The organism is Xanthomonas sp. GPE 39 (assembly GCF_000963005.1).
Classification (GTDB): domain Bacteria; phylum Pseudomonadota; class Gammaproteobacteria; order Xanthomonadales; family Xanthomonadaceae; genus Xanthomonas_A.
The window spans coordinates 2,543,413-2,564,718 of record NZ_JZHZ01000007.1; the positions used below are offsets into that span (position 1 = coordinate 2,543,413).

The 21,306-nt window shown below is 64.2% G+C and carries 17 protein-coding genes; 2 read left to right on the forward strand and 15 right to left on the reverse strand.

Annotated features, from left to right (window positions below; genetic code table 11):
* Positions 1 to 99: 99 nt before the first annotated feature.
* The 11 genes from XALGPE39_RS10565 to XALGPE39_RS10615 all read right to left on the reverse strand — a co-directional run bounded on the left by XALGPE39_RS10565 (position 100) and on the right by XALGPE39_RS10615 (position 12,283).
* On the reverse strand, positions 100 to 1,845 hold the full coding sequence (locus XALGPE39_RS10565) for a BatD family protein (protein ID WP_045728139.1): 1,746 nt from the start codon (positions 1,843 to 1,845) through the stop codon (positions 100 to 102).
* Positions 1,842 to 3,680, reverse strand: coding sequence for a tetratricopeptide repeat protein (locus XALGPE39_RS10570; protein ID WP_045729148.1), 1,839 nt, complete (start codon positions 3,678 to 3,680; stop codon positions 1,842 to 1,844). The genes XALGPE39_RS10565 and XALGPE39_RS10570 overlap by 4 nt, the downstream gene beginning before the upstream one ends.
* Positions 3,677 to 4,696, reverse strand: coding sequence for a VWA domain-containing protein (locus tag XALGPE39_RS10575; protein ID WP_161795354.1), 1,020 nt, complete (start codon positions 4,694 to 4,696; stop codon positions 3,677 to 3,679). Before XALGPE39_RS10575 ends, XALGPE39_RS10570 begins: the two co-directional genes overlap by 4 nt.
* 11 nt (positions 4,697 to 4,707) lie before the next feature.
* Positions 4,708 to 5,163, reverse strand: a complete 456-nt coding sequence (locus XALGPE39_RS10580) for a DUF4381 domain-containing protein (RefSeq protein WP_045728141.1) — start codon at positions 5,161 to 5,163, stop codon at positions 4,708 to 4,710.
* A complete protein-coding gene (locus XALGPE39_RS10585; RefSeq protein WP_152624886.1) occupies positions 5,160 to 6,074 on the reverse strand; it encodes a DUF58 domain-containing protein in 915 nt (304 codons plus the stop codon). Before XALGPE39_RS10585 ends, XALGPE39_RS10580 begins: the two co-directional genes overlap by 4 nt.
* A 95-nt stretch (positions 6,075 to 6,169) precedes the next feature.
* Complete coding sequence (locus tag XALGPE39_RS10590; RefSeq protein ID WP_045728143.1) at positions 6,170 to 7,189, reverse strand: MoxR family ATPase; 1,020 nt, start codon at positions 7,187 to 7,189, stop codon at positions 6,170 to 6,172.
* A gap of 154 nt (positions 7,190 to 7,343) precedes the next feature.
* Positions 7,344 to 9,245, reverse strand: a complete 1,902-nt coding sequence (locus XALGPE39_RS10595) for a type IV pilus secretin PilQ family protein (protein WP_045728144.1) — start codon at positions 9,243 to 9,245, stop codon at positions 7,344 to 7,346.
* Positions 9,246 to 9,265: 20 nt separating this feature from the next.
* Positions 9,266 to 9,805 (reverse strand): pilus assembly protein PilP, encoded by a 540-nt coding sequence (locus XALGPE39_RS10600; RefSeq protein WP_045728145.1) that lies wholly within the window; start codon positions 9,803 to 9,805, stop codon positions 9,266 to 9,268.
* Positions 9,802 to 10,470 (reverse strand): type 4a pilus biogenesis protein PilO, encoded by a 669-nt coding sequence (locus XALGPE39_RS10605; protein ID WP_045728146.1) that lies wholly within the window; start codon positions 10,468 to 10,470, stop codon positions 9,802 to 9,804. Before XALGPE39_RS10605 ends, XALGPE39_RS10600 begins: the two co-directional genes overlap by 4 nt.
* The gene (locus XALGPE39_RS10610; protein WP_045728147.1) at positions 10,467 to 11,225 is read right to left on the reverse strand and encodes a PilN domain-containing protein; all 759 of its coding nucleotides are present in this window, start codon (positions 11,223 to 11,225) and stop codon (positions 10,467 to 10,469) included. The genes XALGPE39_RS10605 and XALGPE39_RS10610 overlap by 4 nt, the downstream gene beginning before the upstream one ends.
* The gene (locus XALGPE39_RS10615; RefSeq protein ID WP_045728148.1) at positions 11,225 to 12,283 is read right to left on the reverse strand and encodes a pilus assembly protein PilM; all 1,059 of its coding nucleotides are present in this window, start codon (positions 12,281 to 12,283) and stop codon (positions 11,225 to 11,227) included. The genes XALGPE39_RS10610 and XALGPE39_RS10615 overlap by 1 nt, the downstream gene beginning before the upstream one ends.
* A gap of 217 nt (positions 12,284 to 12,500) precedes the next feature.
* Here XALGPE39_RS10615 and XALGPE39_RS10620 point away from each other — a divergent pair, with 217 nt between their 5' ends.
* Positions 12,501 to 14,936 (forward strand): penicillin-binding protein 1A, encoded by a 2,436-nt coding sequence (locus XALGPE39_RS10620; RefSeq protein WP_045728149.1) that lies wholly within the window; start codon positions 12,501 to 12,503, stop codon positions 14,934 to 14,936.
* 172 nt (positions 14,937 to 15,108) lie between these two features.
* Complete coding sequence (locus tag XALGPE39_RS10625; RefSeq protein ID WP_045728150.1) at positions 15,109 to 15,756, forward strand: hypothetical protein; 648 nt, start codon at positions 15,109 to 15,111, stop codon at positions 15,754 to 15,756.
* Positions 15,757 to 15,914: 158 nt separating this feature from the next.
* Here XALGPE39_RS10625 and XALGPE39_RS10630 read toward each other — a convergent pair whose 3' ends face one another.
* The 4 genes from XALGPE39_RS10630 to recG form a co-directional block, all read right to left on the reverse strand.
* Positions 15,915 to 17,204, reverse strand: a complete 1,290-nt coding sequence (locus XALGPE39_RS10630; protein ID WP_045728151.1) for a citrate synthase — start codon at positions 17,202 to 17,204, stop codon at positions 15,915 to 15,917.
* A gap of 306 nt (positions 17,205 to 17,510) precedes the next feature.
* The gene (locus tag XALGPE39_RS10635) at positions 17,511 to 17,753 is read right to left on the reverse strand and encodes a type B 50S ribosomal protein L31 (RefSeq protein ID WP_045728152.1); all 243 of its coding nucleotides are present in this window, start codon (positions 17,751 to 17,753) and stop codon (positions 17,511 to 17,513) included.
* A 147-nt stretch (positions 17,754 to 17,900) separates the two neighbouring features.
* A complete protein-coding gene (locus tag XALGPE39_RS10640; protein ID WP_045728153.1) occupies positions 17,901 to 18,839 on the reverse strand; it encodes a nucleoside hydrolase in 939 nt (312 codons plus the stop codon).
* A 318-nt stretch (positions 18,840 to 19,157) separates the two neighbouring features.
* Positions 19,158 to 21,305: an ATP-dependent DNA helicase RecG gene (gene recG / locus XALGPE39_RS10645; protein WP_045728154.1), complete on the reverse strand. Its 2,148-nt coding sequence runs from the start codon at positions 21,303 to 21,305 to the stop codon at positions 19,158 to 19,160.
* Between the last annotated feature and the right edge of the window lies 1 nt (position 21,306).

Genomic DNA, 21,306 nt, shown 5'->3' on the forward strand with positions numbered 1-21,306 from the left:
CGCGCCCAAGCCGTGGCGGATCATCGCAACGACTCCAGCGCACGCCGCTCGTGCGCTGCGCCGGGCAACACAATGCGTTGCGGCAAATGCGATCAGAGCTCACGCATCGCGCGGATACAGCGGCGGCAGATCATCGCCATCGGACGCAGACCGCCCCTGCTCACGCCAACGCGGCCCGGACGCGAACGCAGCGCGCAATGCGGCACGCGCGCCCTGCACATCGCCTGCGGTGCCCCAGCACGCGCGCTGCATTCGCAGCAATGCCTCGCGCTGCGCGGCATCGTCCAGCCGCAGCACTACCGCATCGAGATCGGCAACACCCGCCTGGGCACACAACAGCATGACGACCTCTTCAAAACCTCCGCTGTCCAACGCCTTGCGCAGCTCGGCCAGGCCCGCACGCGGAGGTCGCGACGCAGCGGCAGCGACTGGCATCGGCGGCATTGCGGCGGCACCATGTGTGTGCCGCACGCGACGCCAGGCCCAGACCAGGGTCGCCAGCCACAGCACCGCAAAGCCCACCGCGAGCACCATCCACAGCCGCACAGAGGCGACCCCCGCGTACTGCGTAGACGATGTCACTGGCGCACTGTCAGCCGGCGTCGCGCTCGGCGCTGTCGCCGTGGGACTGACCGGTGGCGGCGCGGGCACTCCCTGACCGGGCTGCACCTGCAAGGTCAGATCCGGCAGCACGGCCTCACGCGCGGCGCCGGCGGCCACATCCCACCAAGGCATCTGCAAACCATGCAGCAGCAGCGGCCCGGCGTTCTGCGGCACGATCGAATAACGTCGGGTAATCGTCAGCTCCGGCCCCCCATCGACAAAACGCTCTTGCACCTTCGCTGGCTCGGCGAACACCTGCGCGCCATCGGCACTGGGCGTCGGCAATTCCGGAAACTGCGCCTGGATGGCACCGCGCGCATGCGCCTCGACGACGATATCCGCCGCCTCGCCGACCTTCGCACGCGGCGGCGTGACCGTGTAACGCAAGCTCAACCCATGCAAGGGTAACCACGGCTGCGGCGCGCTGGCCGGCTGCGCACGCACCTGCAAGGTCTGCGCCGCACTACGCGCGTTGAGATCGCCCCCACGGCCGATGAAGTCATCGTCGAATAAACCGCCCAGACCGTGCCCAACGAAGCGCGCACCGGGCAACAGCAACGGACCGCTGTGCTCAGGCACCAGCAGATAGTGGCGTTCGACCACCGTGTACATCCGCCCGTTGATCTCGCGCCGGCTCTGGATATCCTCGCCAATGCGTTGTAACGCCGCGCCCACAGGCGCCTGCAGATCCAGCTCTCCCGAATTCAACGGCACACCCAGGTACAACCGCACCACCACGCCCACGCTCTGCTGCACATACGGCTGGGCGTCATCCACCTGCGTCTGCACGAAGACGTCGGCATCGCCAAGCGCTGACGAATCGGCTGCAGGAGTACCAGCCGGCGGCGACGCGGCCGCTGCAGCCGCGACCTGCAAACGCAATGGCGCCGTCTGCTCATTACCGACCCGCAACGAGGGAATCTGCAAGGTGCCGCTGGTGCGCGGCGTCAACACCACGCCGAACAACGCCTTGGACGAAACCATCCCGTTGACGACCTGCATCTGCCGGCTCTTGATTTCGTTGCTGAGGATGAACTGCGCACGCAGCGGCGTGTAGTCCGGCAGCGCTGTCGTCTGATCGGTTTCGATATTGAGGGTGACGCCTTCGTCAATACCGACGCTATCGCGGTCCAGCCATGCACGCGTGGCCGCAGCCACCGGCATGACCGTCAGCCACAACGCGACCAACAGCAGCAAGGCAACACCGTGTGCGCTCCGGTAATGTCGCTTGAAGTCGATCATGGTTCTTCCCGCTGTCTGCGTTGGTGTTCGAGCATGAATTTAGTCCGCAGCAGATTACCGGGATCATCCGGCACCCGTCGCAACCACGCTTCCACCGCCTGACGTTGCGCGCGCTGCTGCGGAGTTTCCTTCGCCACCTCGGCGGCACGCGTTGCGTGTTGATCCTCCGCACCCTGCCCTGCCATCGCTTGCTGCATCTGCTGGCGCTGCGCCGCATCGGCCTGTTGCTGGGCCTTAGCATCGGCAGGCGTCGGCGGCGTTTTTTGCGCATCGCGCTTTTGCGTAGCGGGCGAATCGGCGTGTTGCTGGGCAGCTTGCTGCTGAGCGGGGTTTTTCTGTTGCGATTGGCCGTTTTGCTGTTGGGCGTTTTGCTGCGAATCCTTGCCTTGTTCGCCCATTTGCTGCTGGCTGTTTTGTTGATCGCCGTTATGCGCCTGACCCTTTTGCTGCTGACCCTTTTGCTGCTGCGAGCGATCCTGTCCCTGCTGACCCGATTGCGGAGGCTGCGCCGACGCTTGACGCTTGCGCGCCGCTTCCACCGCCGCGCGATTGGCGATCGCATCGGCCATCTGCGGATGCAAGCTCAACGCCTTGTCGTAGGCCGTGATCGCCTGATCGTAACGGCCCTGACGCGCCAGCGCATTGCCCAGGTTGTACCAGCCGACATCGCTATCCACGCCCTCGAACTGCTGTTGCGCGGCGGCGAAATCGCCTTTGCGATACGCTTGCACGCCCGTATCCAGGCGCTGCTGACGCACCTGATCCGGGCGCTGCCACAACCCATCCCGGCGACCCGCATCGGCCGCCTGCGCCAATCGTGGCGTCGCCAATGGCAACAGTACGCACAACAACACCAGCGCCGTAACGCCACGACGACGGAACGCGCACAACGCCAACAACATCAACGGCGGCAGCAACCAGTAGCCCTGATCCAGCCAAATACGGCCCTGACTTTTATCCGCCAGCGTCGCCTGTTGATCCTGCGACCGCAGCACACCCAACGCACGCAGATCCGCATCGTCGGGCGTTATCCCGGCGTAATCGCCATGACCTGCAGACGCCAGCGCACGCAACGATGCTGCATCCAATTGCGCATGACCCAAGCCACCCTGAGCGTCACGATAGGCGGCGCCCTGTGGCGTTCCCAGTCCCAGGACGCAGACGCGATAGCCCTGGCTGGCCGCGCGCGCAGCCGCCTGCTGCGCCTGAGCATCGGCCTGATCGCTGAGCAGCAGGATATCGCCATGGGAAAAACCCGCCTGACGCAGCAACCGCGCCGCCCAATCGATCGCCAAATCGCTACGTTGCCCTGCCACCGGCATCACCTGCGGCGACAGCGCATCCAGGAACAAGGCCACGTTGCCCGCGTCGTCGGTCAACGGTGCGACGGTATAAGGCTCGCCTGCATAGGCAAGCAATGCCACCTCGCCACCGCTGCGCTCTTTCAGCAACCTTGCCAGCTTGGCACGCGCCTGCAGCAAACGCGACGGCGGCAGGTCGCTGGCCTCGATGCGCGAGGATAGATCCAGCGCGATCACCAACGGAATGTGCGACTGCCAAAGCGGCTGCGCTTGCTCACGCCAACTCGGTCCGGCCAGCGCCAGCACCGCAATCAGATAAGCGAGCGTCCCCAGCCACAGTCCCAGCGTGCCCTTGCGCCCAGCGCGCGCGAGCAGATGCGGCAACAGGTGCGCATCCACCGTGCGCAGCCAGATGTCGCGGCGGCGGCGACGACGCCACCAACTCCAGCCCAGCAAGGGCAGTAACAGCAGCGCCCACAACCACTGCGGGCGCAGCAGGTGCAACGCATGCAAAAAGTCCATCACGGCGCTCATCTGCGCCTCCACGGCCACGCGAACGCCGCCAGCGCCAACACCAGCGCCGCGCTAAGCGGCCACACATAACGTTCGATCCGCGGACGTACCGCCGGCCCCGCCGAGCGCACCGGCTCCAGCCGATCCAATTCGGCATAGATCGAGGCCAATTGGGCCGTGTCGCGTGCGCGAAAGAAGCGGCCGCCGGTGTCCTGTGCGATTTTGCGCAAGGTGTCTTCGTCGACTTCGTCGTCGCCGCCGCTGCCGGGAATCGACATGCCGAAAAACGACATGCCACCACCCTCGCCCCCCAACGCAATCGTGTACACGCGCACGTGCTCGGCCTTGGCCAGTTCGGCCGCCTTGAGCGGATCCAGGACACCGGCATTGCTGACACCGTCGGTGAGCACGATCAACACCCGCTCGCCTTGCTGTTGTTCGCGCAAACGTTTGACCGCCAGCGCGATCGCGTCGCCCAACGCGGTTTCGCGGCCCGCCAGTCCGACCACGCTGTCGCGCAATTGGTCGCGCACGGTGGCCAGATCGGCGGTCAACGGGGTCAGCGCGTAGGCCTGTTGACCGAACACCAGCAAACCGATGCGATCACCGTCGCGGCGGTCCAGGAAGTCGGCCAGCACCGCTTTGGCTGCGGTCAGGCGATCGACCACGCGCCCCCCCAGACGCATGTCCGGGTCGCTCATGCTGCCGGACAGGTCCACCGCCAGCATCATTTGCCGGGCCTGCTGCGGTGGCGCGATCGGCTCGCCAAGCTGCAATGGGCGCGCCGCTGCCGCGCACAGACAACACCAGGCAAGCCACGCCAGCCAGCCCCCGGCACGCCACAGGCCACCTCGCGTCGGCGCTGCCGCCACCGCCTGCAAGCGTTCGCCATAGGGCACACGCAAGGCCGGTGCATCGCCCCGGCGCGCAGGCAACAGCCAACGTGCCAACAATGGTAACGGCAGGGCCAACCACATCCATGGCCAGGCAAATCCAGCCAACATGTCGGCGGCGCTGTGCCAATCGTGCGAAAACATACTCATCGCCATCATCCGCGCCGCGCCGCCATCAGTTCCAGAAAGCGCTGCCGTGCCAACGGTAGCAGCGCCTGCACCTGCGCAGGATCCAGCGTGCGCCGATACCCGCCATCGAGCAGCAGGCGCCCCGGACCGACGGAGAACTCCTGGCGTTTGGGGCCATCGAGGAAACGCAGCCATGCCTCGCCCTGCAATGTTGCGGCGACAGGGTCGCTGCGCCGTGCCGCACGCCGCAGCAGTTCCGACACCGCAGCGACTTGCGCGGGAAGCGCGCGCGCGTGCAATGCCGCATCGAATTGGCGCTGCCAACGTTGGCCGCGCCGACGCTTGCGCATCGCCAAAAACACAACGCCCCCGATGACCAGCAACAGCAGCGCAGCCACCATCCACCAGCCAGGCGCAGGCGGCCACCAGGCCGGTGCGGGCGGCAGATGCACATCACGCAGCGCCAGGTGTTGCGGACTCATACGTTTGCAGCTCGCGATCCCGATGACAGCAGCCAGGACTCGCTGGGCGCATCGCCGCGCAGCACCCGCACCTGCACCCCACGGCCAGGCAACTCGGCCGCAAGGGTTTCCAGCGGCTGCACAAACTGCTCGCGCCAACCTTGTCGCGCGTGGGTGGACAGCAGATCGACCTCGACCCGACGCTCGCTGGTCCAGAACGGTAGCGCCGCGCGCGGCGGTTGCAACTCCAGTGCATCGGCCAACAGCAGCAGTTCCACGTCGTTGTGCCGCGCCAGGGTCGCCCAGCGCGCTGCGGGGACGGCCTTGGCACTGGCTGGATCGGCCAGCACGACCAGTCGGGATCCCGGACGCAGCAGCATCGCCGCATGCTCCAGCGCCACGCCCAGACCCGCATCGTCCTGCGGCGGTTGCGCATACCAACGCACCAACGCATCCAGCACACGCAAGACACCACGCTGCCCCGATGCTGGCGGCACCGGCGCTTCGCTGCGGCTGCCACGCAAGGCGGCCAAGCGGTCGCCCTGCCGCTGCGCGGCCCAGGCAGCCACTGCGCCGGCACGCGCTGCCTGCACCGATTTGAAACGCACACGGGTACCGAAATATAACGACGGCGCGGTGTCGGCCACGATCAGGCTCAGCCGTTCGCGCTCGGCCTGGAACACCTTGGTATGGGTGCGACCACTCCGCGCGGTGAGCCGCCAGTCGATATGGCGCACATCGTCGCCCACCACGTATTCGCGCGACTCGGCATAGTCCATGCCACGCCCGCGCGATGCCGATGGCGCGGCACCACTGAGACCATGCCGACCGCGACGCGGCGGTGGCACCCTGGCCACGGCGGCACGCAACGCCACCAATTCCGCCAGGCTAGGGGCAATCCCGGCATCGACCGAGACGGCAGCCTGTGACATGCCCGACGTTGTCGCCTGCACGGTCATCTCGCCCTACCTCGCCAGCACGACAGCGCGACGCGTCCGTGCGTCGCTGCGATCTTCCCCGGCCCCGTTCACGGCGGCGGCACCTTATCCAGCAAGGCAGCGACCAGACGATCACCGTCCCAGCCCTCGGCGGTGGCCTCGTAGCTGGGCAATACACGGTGGCGCAGCACATCCAACGCGACCGCACGCACATCGTCGGGAGTGACGAAATCGCGCCCGGCCAACCAGGCGCGTGCGCGCGCGCAACGCTCCAGCGCAATCGAGCCACGCGGGCTTGCGCCCCACGCGATCCGCCGCGCCAGCGTGGCGTCGTAGCCGCTGGCATCGCGCGAGGCCAGCACCAGTTCGATCAGATAGCGCTCCAGCGGCGGCGCCATATGCAACGCCAGTACCGCGCGGCGTGCCGCGAACACATCGTCCAGCGGCATGCGCGGTGGCAGCGCCTCGCCTGCTTCCAACGTTTCGCGCGCACGCTCGCGGGCCAGACGCAGGATCTCCGCTTCTGCGGCGGCTTCGGGATAGCCGATACGCACGTGCATCAGGAAACGGTCCAGTTGCGCTTCCGGTAGCGGGAAAGTGCCTTCCTGCTCGATCGGGTTCTGTGTCGCCATCACCAGGAACAATTTAGGCAGGGCATAGGTGTGGCGGCCAACGGTGACCTGGCGCTCGCCCATCGCTTCGAGCAAGGCCGACTGCACCTTGGCCGGTGCGCGGTTGATCTCGTCAGCGAGCAGGATCGGATGGAAGATCGGTCCCGGCAGAAACTCGAAGCGGCTTTCCTGCGGACGCCAGACTTCGGTGCCGGTGAGATCGGCCGGGAGCAAATCCGGAGTGAACTGGACACGTGCGAAATCCGCTTCCAGGCGCGCGGCCAGTGCACGGATCGCGGTGGTCTTGGCCAGGCCGGGCGCGCCCTCGACCAGCAGATGACCATCGGCGAGCAACGCGATGAGCAGGCGCTCCACCAGCGCCGACTGGCCGACGATGGTCTGGGACAGGCCTTCGCGCAAGGCGACGAACGCGGCGTGCAGGCGCTGCTGCTCGGACGCAGCAGAGGAAGAATCGAAAGTCGGGGATGGAGTGTTCATGTGCCGAGTTTGACCGATCCTCGCTGAAATGGTTCCGTGCACAAGCAACGCCGCACGAGACGAATTCAGACTCTCATCATCCAGCGCCAGGAACGACAACGGGAGAGACCTGCGCCTCTCCCGTTGGACGACTCCAGCGCCTGACGGCGCTACCTCAACCAGCGCGCTTGGCGACGCGCATGACCTTGGGCGTGACGAAAATCAGCAACTCGGCCTTGGCCTTGCTGCGACCGCGCTGCTTGAACAGATTGCCCAGGAAGGGGACATCGCCCAGGAACGGCACTTTAGCCACGCTGTTACGATCGGTGAATTCGTAAACGCCGCCGATCACCACGGTCTGCCCATCGTCCACCAGCACCGCCGTATTGATCTCACGACGGTTGATTTCTGGCACGGTGCCGTAGTTCTGCAAGGTGACGTAGTGATCGACCTCGTCCTTTTTGACGTTCATGTTCAAGAAGACACGATCATCGTCGGTGATGGTCGGGGTCACCTTCAGCTCAAGCAGCACTTCCTTGAATTGCACGTTCGGCGTAGCCGCCGCACCGCCCGTACCACCAGTGATGGTGACATAGGCGATGTCCTTGCCCTGCTTGATTACCGCCTCACGCTGGTTGGAGGTCACGATGCGCGGGTTCGAAATGACTTCGCCACGGCCCTCTTCCTGAAGCGCCGATAGCTCCATGTCCAACGAGAAGTTGGCACCAAGCAAGGTGTAGGCGATAGCACCGGGGTTGCCGGTGGTGAACGTGCCTGCGGGCAGGTTGACGTTCAGCCCGTTCGGGATGTTATGCAAGCTGTTGTTGAGGATGGAGCTATTGTCCGCCACGTTGCCACTGACGACGCCGGTGTTACTGCCGTAGCTGCGACGCCCGGCCACGCCGAAACGCGCTCCCAAATCACGGGCAAAAGTATCGGTGGCGATGACGATACGTCCCTCGATCAGCACCTGATCGACTGGCCGGTCGATCACGTTGATCAGCTCGCGCATCTGCGCGATTTTCTTCGGGATGTCGCTGATCATCAGCGTATTGGTACGCTCGTCGGCAACGATGCGACCACGCGGCGACAAGAAACCGTTGTCGCTCTGACCGCTGCCACCAGCGCCACCACCGCCACCCGCACCACCGCTACCGCCACCGATGCCCTTGGCCTCGGTCAGCGCTTTGAAGATGGCCGTGGCGCTGTGATAGTTGATCTGCACGTAGTCGGTGACCAAATCCTCGCGGTTCTCGATCGCGATACGCGCGTCTTCTTTTTCTTGTTCGAACTTAGCCAGTTCCTGCTGCGGGGCAACCCAGATCACCGCACCGTCGCGGCGCTTGTCCAGGCCTTTGGCGCGCAACACGATGTCCAGGGCTTGGTCCCACGGCACGTTGACCAGACGCAGGGTTACGCTGCCCTGCACGGTATCGGAAGCAACGATGTTGAGGTTGGATTCCTCGGCGATCAGTTGCAGCACCGTGCGGACCGGCACGTCCTGGAAGTTGAAGGTCACCGGCTTACCGCTGTAGCCGCGCGCGGCCACCTGCGCAGCAGCCTTGCTGACCGTCGCCGCGGTGACAGCGCCCACCGCCGGCGTGGCGGCGCGCGGAGTGATCTCGACCACGTACTCGTTACCGGACTGGTAGGCCAGCGACTCGAACGTGCCATTGGTGTTGAGCACCAGTTGCGTGCCACCCGCATATGGCTTGGCATCGATACGCTGCACCGGGGTGGCGAAGTCGATGACATTGAGCGAATGCTGCAACTCCGACGGGAGTACCGCATTGCCGACATCGACCACCACGCTATTGCCCTGAGTCCGCAGATCCGGGCTGGCGCCAGCTCCGCTGAAGGACAGGATCATGCGTCCCGAACCACCATCGCCACGCTTGAAGTCGATCTTCGACAGCGAGAGCTTGGTCGACACCGGCGCCGCGACGGCGGCCGGAGCAGGAGCAGTAACAGGCGCGGCGACCGCGTTGCCCAGCACCGCCACCACCCCCAACGCGCATAGCCGCATCGTCGCGCGGCGCCGAATGGGGCGCAGGCTCAGGGCTTTGGAAAAAGTCATCGTGCTATCCCCATAATCAATCATTGATCGTCCAGCGCCACAGAGGCCGGACGTTCGAGCCAACCGCCAGCGCCATCGGGCACCAGTTCAATCAAATCGATGCGATCATCGTGCACTGCGGTCACGCGGCCATCGCTCTGGCCCATATACACGCCCGGACGCACCCGGTAGGTCACCTTGTCCGGCGCCATCACCAGCGCCACCTGACCGGAGCCGGTCCCCAAGGTGCCGACCATTTTGAGACCGTCCAGCGGAAACTGTTCCAACGGCTCCTTGCGCCGGTTCGGATCCGGGCGCAGGCCGTTGTTGCCGTCGGGATTGACCCAGGCATCGCTGAACGGATCGCGCATCCCCTGCGCGGTGTACTCGAAGGTCTCGAACTGCTGCATCACCGGCAACGGCTCCAGCGGTTGCGCCGGACGCGCTCGCACTTCCTTGACCCAATTCTCCAGGTTCGGCGCATCGCCGGGAGTGCTGGTCACATCGCGCGCGCATCCTGCAAGCAGCAACGCCAGCACGCCCGCGACCACGACCTTCAAGACCGTGCCATGTCGGCTCATGCGCCACCGCCTTGCTTTGCGTTCTTTTTCTCCGCTGCCGCCTTCTCCTGCTCGGCCATTTCCTTGTCGTCGAGGTAGCGATAGGTCTTGACCGTGCCGGACAGTTCCAGTTCGCCCCGGCCACCACCACTGGCCTTGTCGCGTGGCTTGAGGTTGATGTCGTGCATGGTCAGGATCACGACCCGCGGCAACGAAGCAACGCCACTGACGAATGCGCCGAACTGGTGGTAGCTCCCGACCATCCGCAGCGCAATCGGCTTCTCAGCGTAGAACTCTTTCGGCACTTCCGGGCCCGGCTGGAACAGCTCATTGCTCAGGCCGCTGGACAGCGCGGTCTGCGAAATATCGATGATCAGATCGGGCATTTCGGTCTTGCTCGGCAACTGCCTTAGCATTTGCTGCAAGACCTGCCCCATCTGCACCAGTTGCTGTTTCAGCGGCTGCAGGTTCACCGCACGGCTCTGCTCTTTCTCGAACGAAGCACGCAGTTGGGCTTCCTTGTGCTCCAACGACTGCAGCTCATCGCACTTACCGCTAATCAGCAGGAACCACGACAAAATCAGGATGAACACCGCCAACAAGACGCAGAAACCGGCCTTGGCTTGCTGCGGCCAGTTACCGATATTGTTGAAATCCAGGTCTTTGATATTGAATTTCTTACTCATGACGCCGGCCCCTGTTGCGTTGACGTGGCGGTCGCCGCGTGCGCTGCCCCACCCGGCATCGGCGCAGCGACCGCACCGGCAGGCGCAGCCGCCGGAGTCGCCGTCTTGGTGCCTGTTGCCGGCACCGCAGTCTTCGCCCCCGATGCGCGCCCGGCGTCGCCTGGAGCCGCATCCGCGGTATCGCCAGGCACCGGCAGCTTGACGTTGAGCGTGAACACATAAGGCAACGCCTTGGCGTCGACGATCGGCCCCTTGGTCGTCTTATCTTGCGGTTTGGCCTCGATGACGGACAGCTCCGGCTTGGTCATCCAGCCCGAGCCTTCGAGATTGCGCATATAGGTACTGACACGCGCGTTGGATTGCGCACGGCCTTCCAAGGTGAGGATGTCGCCTTCCTGCTTCACCGAGGTCAGTACCACCCCGTCGGGGATGGTGCGCACCAGCGAATCGAACAGGTGCACCATCTGCGAACGCTTGGCCTGCAACTCCTCGATGACATGTTTGCGCGCCAACAGGCGCCGCTTCTGCTCATCGAGGCTGTCGATTTCCTTGTTCTGCGCCATGACCTTGTCGATCTCGGCTTGCAAGTAGGCATTGCGCACATTCTGGCCACTGACTTGGCGGTCGTAGTAGAACCAGATCAGCAGCGACAACAGCACCCCAGCCATCGCCGCCAGACCCAGCATCCCGTAGAACTCGCGCTCGCGCTGTTTGCGCCGCTCCGCCCGCCAGGGCAGCAGATTGATCTTCGCCATCAGTCGAAGCTCCTCAGCGCCAAGCCGGTCGCGATCATCAAGGCCGGCGCATCCTGAGCCAACGCATGTGCCTGCACCTTCGGCCCCAGGGTCATCTGAGCCAACGGATTGGCGACGACGGTCGCCACGCCCAGTTGTTCCTCGACCATCTCCGGCAACCCGGCCAATCCTGCGCAACCGCCCGCCAGGACGATATGGTCGACCCGGTTGAACTCGCTACCGGCATAGAAAAACTGCAGCAAACGGCTGATCTGCTGCACCGTTGCCTCCTTGAACGGCTCCAGCACCTCGATTTCGTAGCTCTCCGGCAGGCCGCCCTTGCGCTTGGCCATACCGGCTTCCTCGTAGGTCAGGCCATAGCGGCGCATCACTTCGTCGGTCAGTTGCTTGCCGCCGAACACCTGCTCGCGGCTGTACAGGCTACGTCCGCCACGCAGCACGTTGAGCGTGGTCATGGTGGCACCGATATCGACCAGGGCGACGATGCCGTCGCTGGCCATGGGCAGCTCGCTGGCCACCAGCGCGAAGGCGTTCTCGACCGCGAAGGCCTCCACATCCATCACCTTGGCGACCAGACCGGCCAACTCCAGTGCCGACTGGCGCAGCTCGACATTCTCCGAACGCGACGCGGCCAGCAGCACCTGCACCATCTCCGGATTGTTGGCGACGGGACCCAGCACCTCGAAATCCAGGTTCACTTCCTCGATCGGGTACGGGATGTAGTTCACCGCCTCCAACTCGACCTGCGCTTCCAGTTCGTTCTCGTCCAATTCGGCCGGCATCGGGATCACCTTGACGATCACCGCCGAACCAGCAACAGCCGCAGCGGCATGCTTGGCGCGAGTGCCGGAGCGGGTCACGGCGCGACGAATCGCCTCGCCCACCGCCTCGACCTCGACGATGTTCTTTTCGACCACGGCGTTTGGAGGCAAGGGTTCGACGGCGTAATGCTCGACACGGAAACGGTTGCCGCTACGCGATAGCTGTAGCAACTTGACTGCAGTCGAACTGATGTCGATACCGATCAGCGGCGGCTGACTTTTCGGGATAAGCCCCACGGTTTTTCCCCTGCCGACGGGCACTTGGACGAAAATATTACGTCGGCGCATTAATAACGATTTCTTCGCAATTGGCAACCACCCAGGACATGTCGTGACCCGTGTCACGGCATACCCTACGGCGTGAAACCCCTTGCATCCCCAGAAACGACCCCAGCCGCTCCCCCGCGTACTCTATACTCTGCGCCCAAGAAATCTGCAATCGGAATCTCTCGCGATGCCACGTTTTCGTCGCTGGCTGCTTTGGGCGCTGGCAGCGCTGGTCATGCTCGCCTTGGTCGGAGCCGCCGCTCTCGGCGGGCTGTACTACGTCGTTTCCTCCAAGCTTCCCGATGTACAGACGCTGCGCAAGGTCGAGCTGCAGGAGCCGATGTACGTCTACGCCAGCGACGGCAAGCTCATGGCCTTGTTCGGCGAGACCAGACGCTATCCGATCACCATGAAGGATGTGCCGGAACGGCTCAAACAGGCCTTCCTGGCGACCGAAGACGCACGCTTCTACGAGCACGGCGGGGTGGACTACAAAGGGATCGCCCGCGCTGTCTGGCTGCTGGCCACCACCAGCGACAAACGCGTACCGGGCGGCTCCACCATCACCCAACAGGTCGCCCGCCAGTTCTTCCTGAGTTCCGAGTACAGCTATACCCGCAAACTGGCCGAGATCCTGCTGGCGCGCAAGATCGAGGCCGAACTGAGCAAGGACGAGATTTTCGAGCTGTACCTGAACAAAAGCTTCTTCGGCAACCGTGCCTATGGCATCGCCGCCGCCGCCGAGTATTACTACGGCAAACAGCTCAACGCGCTGAGCCTGGACGAGATGGCCTCGCTGGCCGGCATCCCCAAGTTCCCCTCCAGCGGCAACCCGATCAGCAACCCCGAACGCGCCAAGCAGCGCCGCGACAACTATGTGATCAGCCGCATGGAGGCGCTGGGCTTCATTACTCCGGCAGAGGCCGAAGCGGCCAAGGCGGTGCCGATGCACGCCACGCCGCACGAGCGCCCGGTCGAGGTCGATGCCCCCTATGTGGCCGAACTGGTCCGCCAGGAAATGATCGCGCGCTTCGGTGGCGACGTGCTCGACAAGGGCTACCACGTCTTCACCACGATCGATTCCACCTTGCAAGCTGCCGCCACCCATGCGGTGCACCAGGGCCTGGTGGTCTACGACAGGCGCCATGGCTGGCATGGCGTGGAGAAGCACTTCGAGGTCCCCGCCACGGCCGACGCGGCCGCGCTGGCCAACCATCTGGCCGGGATCTACGCCCAGAGCGGGATGCTGCCGAGCATCGTCGCGGCCACCAGCAGCGACGGCAGCGCCACGGTGGTGCTCGCCAACAAGACCGACGTGGTGCTGCCGGTCGCGGCCAGCCGCTGGACCGGACGCAGCCCCGCGACCCTGCTCAAGCGCGGCGATCTGGTGCGCATCCAGGCAGGCGAAAAGCCGGGCGAATGGGAACTCACGCAGATCCCGCACGCGCAGGCCGCCCTGGTGTCGCTGGATGCAAGCAACGGCGCGCTGCGCGCCATGGTCGGCGGCTTCAGCTATGCCAGCAACAAATTCAACCGCGCCACCCAGGCGCGACGCCAGCCCGGCTCCAGCTTCAAGCCGTTCCTGTACGCGGCATCGTTCGAAAAAGGCTTCAACCCAGCCTCGATCGTGCTCGACGCGCCCGTGGTGTTCCGCGACCGCCGTGGCAAGACCTGGTCGCCACAGAACGACGACGGCGCCTTCCGCGGCCCGATGCGGCTGCGCGAAGCACTGGTGCAATCCCGCAACCTGGTTTCGGTGCGACTGCTGGACAGTATCGGCGTGGACTTCGCACGCAAATACATCAGCCAGTTCGGCTTCCAGGAAGCCGAATTGCCGCCGAACCTATCGATGTCGCTGGGCACTGCCTCGCTGACCCCGCTATCGATGGCGCGCGGCTATGCGACCTTCGTCAACGGCGGCTCGCGCGTGGACACCTGGATCATCGACAAAGTCACCGATCGCGACGGCCACGTGCTGTTCCAGGAACACCCAGCGACCGCGTGCCGTAGCTGCGGCAGCATCGGCAATCATGCGACCCCGGTCAGCCAAGTAGTCGACGGCTTCAACTTCGGTGCCGCCGCACCGCCAGCGGCAGCCAAGCCGACCGCGACGACGGCGGCAAACCCTGCGGCCCCCCAAACCACGCCAGCCGTCGATCCCCAAGCCAAGGTCGCGCCACGCGTGATCGACGAGCGCATCGCCTACCAAATGAACTCGATGATGCGCGACGTCGTCCAACGCGGCACAGGCACCCCCGCCAAGGTTCTCGGCCGCGCGGACGTCGGCGGCAAGACCGGCTCCACCAACGATCACCGCGACGCGTGGTTCTCCGGCTTCGGCGGCCCCTACGTGAGTACGGTCTGGGTCGGTCGTGACGACTACCGCTCGCTCGGCTATCGCGAATACGGTGGCAAGGCGGCGCTGCCGATCTGGATCGACTACATGCGCGTCGCACTGAAGGATCAACCGATCGCCAGCAACGATCCACCGGCCGGCATGGTCCAGGCCACCCTCAACGGCGCCACCGAATGGATCAAGGCCGAAGACATGGATCACATCCAGCAAGTGGACGAGAGCCTGCAGAACCAGAAGACCAACGACGCCGCATTCGACATCTTCTGACCTTGCGCTGCTCACCTTGCGCAGCCACCAGCGCTGACAGCCGTCCGTCAGCGCTGGCACCGCCAAGCGGCGAGGCTCGCCGCAAGTCGCACAATCCGATAGCGATGCGCCTGCACCCGAATATTCGCGCAACTGTTGTACAGTCGGGCTAATCTCTGCGTTGAGATGCGTCATGGATCATGCCCTGCAACACGCCCGCACCCGCACGCACGAACGCCGCCGGCAACTGGCACACGAAGCGGCACGCCTAATGGCCGAAGGCGGCATCCGCGACTTCCATCAAGCCAAACGCAAAGCCGCCGCCCGCCTCGGCATCCACGACGACGCCTCGCTCCCACGCAACAGCGAAATCCAGGAGGCGTTGCGCGAGCACCAACGCCTGTTCGCCGGCCCCGGCCATGCCGATGGCCTGCGTCGACGGCGCGAGGCGGCACTGCGCGCGATGGAGTTTCTGCACGCATTCGCCCCCCGCCTGACCGGGCCAGTGCACGACGGTACCGCCGATGCGAATAGTCCCGTGCAGTTGCAATTGCACAGCGACGATGCGGAAGCGGTGGCGCGTTTTCTGGAGGAACAACGGATTCCGGCCGAACTACGCAGCCGCCGTCTGCGCCTGGATCGAGAACGCAGCGAGGACTTCCCGGTATGGCTGTTCAGCGCCGAGGATCTGACCTTCGACCTGACCGTGCTGCCTTACGACGCGCTACGCCAAGCGCCGCTATCGCAGGTGGACGAAAAGCCGATGCGGCGTGCTTCGGCAAGCCAGTTGCGGCAATTACTCACCGAACAAGAGCTCGCCGAGGGTCAGCGACTGGACTGACCGCACCGCCGGTGCCATCGCCTCGCGCAGCAAGCCCCACCTGCCACGCAAAACCCACCTGGCGGGGAACATTCGCACCGAATGCTCGCTGCTGCGAGAGGCAAAAAAACGCCCCACAATGTGAGGCGTTTCAGAGACACACAGCAACGACGCTGGGATCAGCGCTTGCCGACGCTGGTGTAATCGCGTTTGTCGTAACCGGTGTAGATCTGCCGCGGACGACCAATCTTCATTTCTGGATCGACCTGCTGCTCCAGCCAATGCGACACCCAGCCGACGGTCCGGGCGATGGCGAACATGACGGTGAACATCTCCACCGGAATGTTGAGCGCCTTGTAGATGATGCCCGAATAGAAATCGACGTTCGGGTACAGCTTGCGCTGCACGAAGTAGTCGTCCTTCAACGCCGCCTCTTCCAGCTTCAACGCCACTTCCAACAGCGGATCGTTGACACCCAGTTCGCCCAGCACCTTATGGGTCATCTCGCGGATGATCTTGGCGCGCGGATCGAAGTTCTTGTAAACGCGATGACCGAAGCCCATCAGACGGAAACTGGAGTTCTTGTCCTTGGCTTTGGCCACGGCGCTCTCGACGTTGTCCGCAGTGCCGATCTCCTCCAGCATTTTCAGCACGGCTTCGTTGGCGCCGCCGTGAGCCGGACCCCACAACGCGGTGATGCCGGCAGCAACCGACGCATACGGATTGGCGCCAGTGGAGCCGACCAGGCGCACCGTCGAGGTCGAGGCGTTTTGCTCGTGGTCGGCATGCAGGATGAACAACAGATCCAGCGCCTTGGCCACGACCGGATTCATCTGCAACTGCTCGCTAGGCACCTCGAACATCAGATGCAGGAAGCGCTCGACATAAGCGAGATTGTTGCGCGGATAGCGGATCGGCCAGCCAATCGAATAGCGATAGGCAGCGGCAGCGATCGTCGGCACCTTGGCGATCAGACGGATCGCCGCCAGACGCCGTTGTTCCGGATCGTTCAAGTCGAGCGTGTCGTGGTAGAACGCCGACAGCGAAGCCACTGAGCCGGCCAGCATGGCCATCGGGTGCGCGTCGTGGCGGAAACCGCCCAGGAAGTTCTTCAGCGACTCGTGCATCATCGTGTGATGCGTCACTTCGTGTTCGAACTTCTTGAATTCGTCGGCGGTAGGCAACTCGCCGTTCATCAGCAGATAGCCGACTTCCAGGAAGTTGGACTTCTCGGCCAACTGCTCGATCGGGTAGCCACGATACAGCAGCACGCCGTTGTCGCCGTCGATGTAGGTGATCGCCGACTTGCAACTTGCAGTGGCGGTGAAACCCGAATCGTAGGTAAAGAGACCGGTCTCTTTGGTCAACTTGGAAACGTCGACGCAATCGTTGCCCAAGGTGGGCTTGAGTACCGGCAGAACGACCGACTTGTCGCCGGCATTCAGCGTGACCTGATCAAGATCGGACACAGTGTGCGCTCCTCGATGGAAGGCGCCCGTCCGGCACATTGCGAACAGACGCGTGAAGAAAGTCCACGGTCGTTACCATGGATCACGGCATTATCGCACAGCAACATTTGTAGCGCCTGTCATCCTGCTCACCACCAAAATACGTGATGCAGCACAGAGGCGAGGCCGCGGGACACAGCGTTGCGTCCTCGCCGGGCACAGCCTGGCAATGACTCCGACATATTCACGCCGAAGTGACAACGCACGCGCCGGATAGCAAAACGGCCGCGCAAAACGCGGCCGCCGCATACTTACCGAGCGTTCCGATCAGCGCGCGTAGCGCTTCTGGAACTTGTCGATACGACCACTGGTGTCGATCATCTTGCTCTTACCCGTGTAGAACGAGTGAGACGCCGAAGAAATTTCGACCTTGATGAGCGCGTACTCCGCACCATCTTCCCACTTGATCGTCTCTTTCGAGGACATGGTGGAACGGGTCAGAATCTTGAAACCGGATGTGACATCGTGAAACACGACGTCGCGATACTGGGGATGGATGTCGGCCTTCATGGGCTCGCACCGTAGGTGGCTGCTGGACAAGAGGGCAACTATAGCAGTGCGACGGCCCTGGGCGCAACGTGTCTGTTGTCCGCGAGCGCCAGCCGAGCAACGCAAGCCCCGCCTCGGCCGACCATGCGACCATGCGACCACGCTACGTCATGCCGCCCCAAGCGCCGCGCGAACCTGGACCAGGAAGCAAGATGGGTCATAGCGGATCAATATCTGCGCGTTATCGGGCCGGCCAAGTCGCCGTTGCCAGTCGACCAGGGTCGCGCCACGGGTGTGAGCACCAGAAAGCTCGATCTGCAAGGGACGCGACTGCACTTGCTCAGCACCATCAGGCTGCAACGCCCAGGCCATCGCCAACGCATCGGCCGCATACCAGCACTCGCCGCGCGCATCTTCCGAGTCGTGCCGGGTCTTACGCGAGATTGCCTCGTAGAAACGCGCCTGCGGGCTGTCCGCAGCCAACCATCGTTCGACCTCGATGTACGGCAGGCCATGCGCCACGGTCGCCTCCCAATCGCAGACGTCGATGTGCGGAAAGCTGGAGAACACGATGTGCGCCGCCTCCGGATCGAAGGCGATGTTGAATTCCGCGGCCGGGGTGATGTTGCCGTGACAGGTGACCGCTCCGCCCATCACCACGCAGCGGTGTAGCCGCTGCGGCAAGGTCGGATCCAGTTTCAACGCCAGCGCGAGATTGGTCAGAGGGCCCAGCGCGACCAGCAACAGGCGACCAGCATACTGGTGCGACAGGCGCAGGATCGCCAGCGCCGCATGTTCGGCTTGCGCAGCGCGTGCCGCCGGCACCAGGCCGACATCGCCAAACCCATCCATGCCATGCACATGCGCCGCGTCCACTGCAGGATGCAGCAAGGGATCGGCACAACCTGCGAACACCGGCACATCCTCGCGCCCCGCCACCTCACACACCTTCAGCGCGTTACGCACCGTGTATTGCAGACCAACGTTACCCGCGACAACGGTCAGGCCGACCACGTCATGGCGCCTATCGGCGAAGGCCATCAACAAAGCCAACGCATCGTCCACACCGGGATCGGTATCGATCAACAGAGGAATTTTGTCGCGCATGCACTATCGCTGGCTGATTCGTTCGGACACCGAGTCTGGCATTGCACATCATGCAAAACTGGCGTCTGCTGCACAACGATTTCACGCCATGGGAGGCGACCACTAGCAGACGCAATGATGGCTGCAAGCAGGCTGCTTTGAAGCGATCGTCAATGACCTACGCTCGATTCTACGTCACGCGACAACGAGCACTTGCCAGAAACTCTGACTGGTCTGCACTTCGTCGTATTTAACCGCTCTCATGCTCAGCAACGCCGCTAGCATCCTTCAAAGTTCATCACACGCTCTAGCCGAGAAGTCCGGATTCTGAGCTACCCATCAAGCCGCCACGAACCGCACCGCGCCACCGACCCAACGTGCGACGATGCGGTCGGCAAGTGCAGGCGATGTATCCAGTAGCCGATCGGCCAACGCATGCACACGCGGCAGCAATCCCGCATCACGCGCAAGATCGGCCACGCGAAACGCCGCCAGACCAGTCTGGCGAGTCCCCAACAACTCGCCAGGACCTCGCAATTCCAGGTCCTTTTCGGCAATGACGAAACCATCGTTGGTCTGACGCATGGTTTCCAACCGCTGCCGCGCCATCGCCGACAGCGGCGCCTGGTACATCAACACGCAACTGGAAGCCGCCGCACCGCGCCCGACACGACCACGCAACTGGTGCAGTTGGGCCAAGCCCAGGCGTTCGGCGTTCTCGATGATCATCAGCGAGGCGTTGGGCACGTCCACACCCACTTCGATCACCGTGGTGGCGACGAGCAGGTCGATCTCACCTTGCTTGAAGGCACGCATCGCGGCCTGTTTTTCCGAGGACTTCATGCGCCCATGAGCCAGGCCCACGCGTAGCTCCGGCAATTGCGCCGACAATGTCTCGAAGGTGGCCTGCGCTGCAGTGGCCTCAAGCCGATTGCCGGCACCGGCCTGCGCGGATGTCTGCCCCTCCTCGGCGTCCTCGATCAACGTGCACACCCAATAGGCCTGACGCCCTTCGGCGCAGGCGACGCGAATGCGCTGCACCAACTCAGGACGACGCTCGGCATTGAGCACGATGGTCTGCACCGGCGTGCGACCCGGCGGCAATTCATCGATCGCCGAGACATCCAGATCGGCGTAAGCGGCCATCGCCAACGTGCGCGGGATCGGCGTGGCCGTCATCACCAATTGGTGCGGCACGCCCGCGCCCGAGGCGCCCTTGTCGCGCAACGCCAGGCGCTGGTGCACGCCAAAGCGGTGCTGTTCATCGACGATGGCCAGCGCCAGATCGTGGAATGTCACAGCCGCCTGCATCAACGCATGCGTACCGACCACCACCTGCGCCTGGCCCGAGGCGATCTGCGCCAATACCGTACTGCGCGCCTTGCCGGTGACCTTGCCGGCCAGCCAGGCAACGCTTACTCCCAGCGGCTCCAGCCAGGCGCGCAAATTCGTCAGATGCTGCTCGGCGAGCAGTTCGGTCGGTGCCGCCAGCGCCACCTGCTTGCGCTTTTCCACCGCCAGCATCGCCGCCAACGCCGCGACCACGGTCTTGCCGCTGCCGACATCGCCCTGCACCAGCCGCAACATCGGCGCCGGCTGCTCCAGATCGGCGCGAATCTGCGCGAACACCCGCAACTGCGCGCCGGTAAGCTGAAATGGCAACGACTGCTGCAGGCGCTTGACCAACAGCCCACGGCTACGCAACGACGGCGCTGGCTGCCGCTGCAAGGCGATCCGCTGACGACGCAGGCTCAGGTGGTGCGCGAGCAACTCTTCCAGCACCAGCCGCTGCTGCGCCGGATGCAGACCCGCCGCCAGCGCAGCGAGATCAGCCTGCGGTGGCGGCCGATGCGCGACCAGCAACGCGTGACGCAAGGATGGCAAGTCCAGTTCGGCCAGCAGCGCCGGTGGCAGCAGCTCCAGCGACGCGTCTTGCGGCAGGCGATCCAGTGCTTGGCCGATCAGTCGGCGCAGGGTCGCCGGACCGACCCCTTCCACCACCGGATACACCGGATCCAGACGATCACCCAGCGCCACGTCCTCGTCTTCGCCGAGGAACTGATAACTTGGATGCACGAACTCCAGCCCATGCTGACCTGGCTTGGGCGTACCGAAAGCACGCAAACGCGCGCCAACCACGAACTGTGCCGCCTGCGCCGCGCGGAACTGAAAAAAACGCAACACCAACGTGCCATGCGAGGCATCGGCCACCGCGACACGCAGCATCGGCCGGTAGCGAAAACCGCGATCCACCGCCTGCACCCGCACATCCACCTGTGCGGGCACCCCAGGCTGCAGCGCGGCCACCGCGGTCAGTTGCGTGCGGTCCTCATAGCGCAGCGGCAGGTGCAGCCACAGATCCTGCACGATGGACAGACCACGCGCGGCGAATTTTTCCGCCAGCTTGGGACCGACGCCGGGCAGCGTCGTCAGCGCCGCCTGCCCTGCCGCAGACAGCGCCGGCGGCGGAACCTGCACAGGCGACACG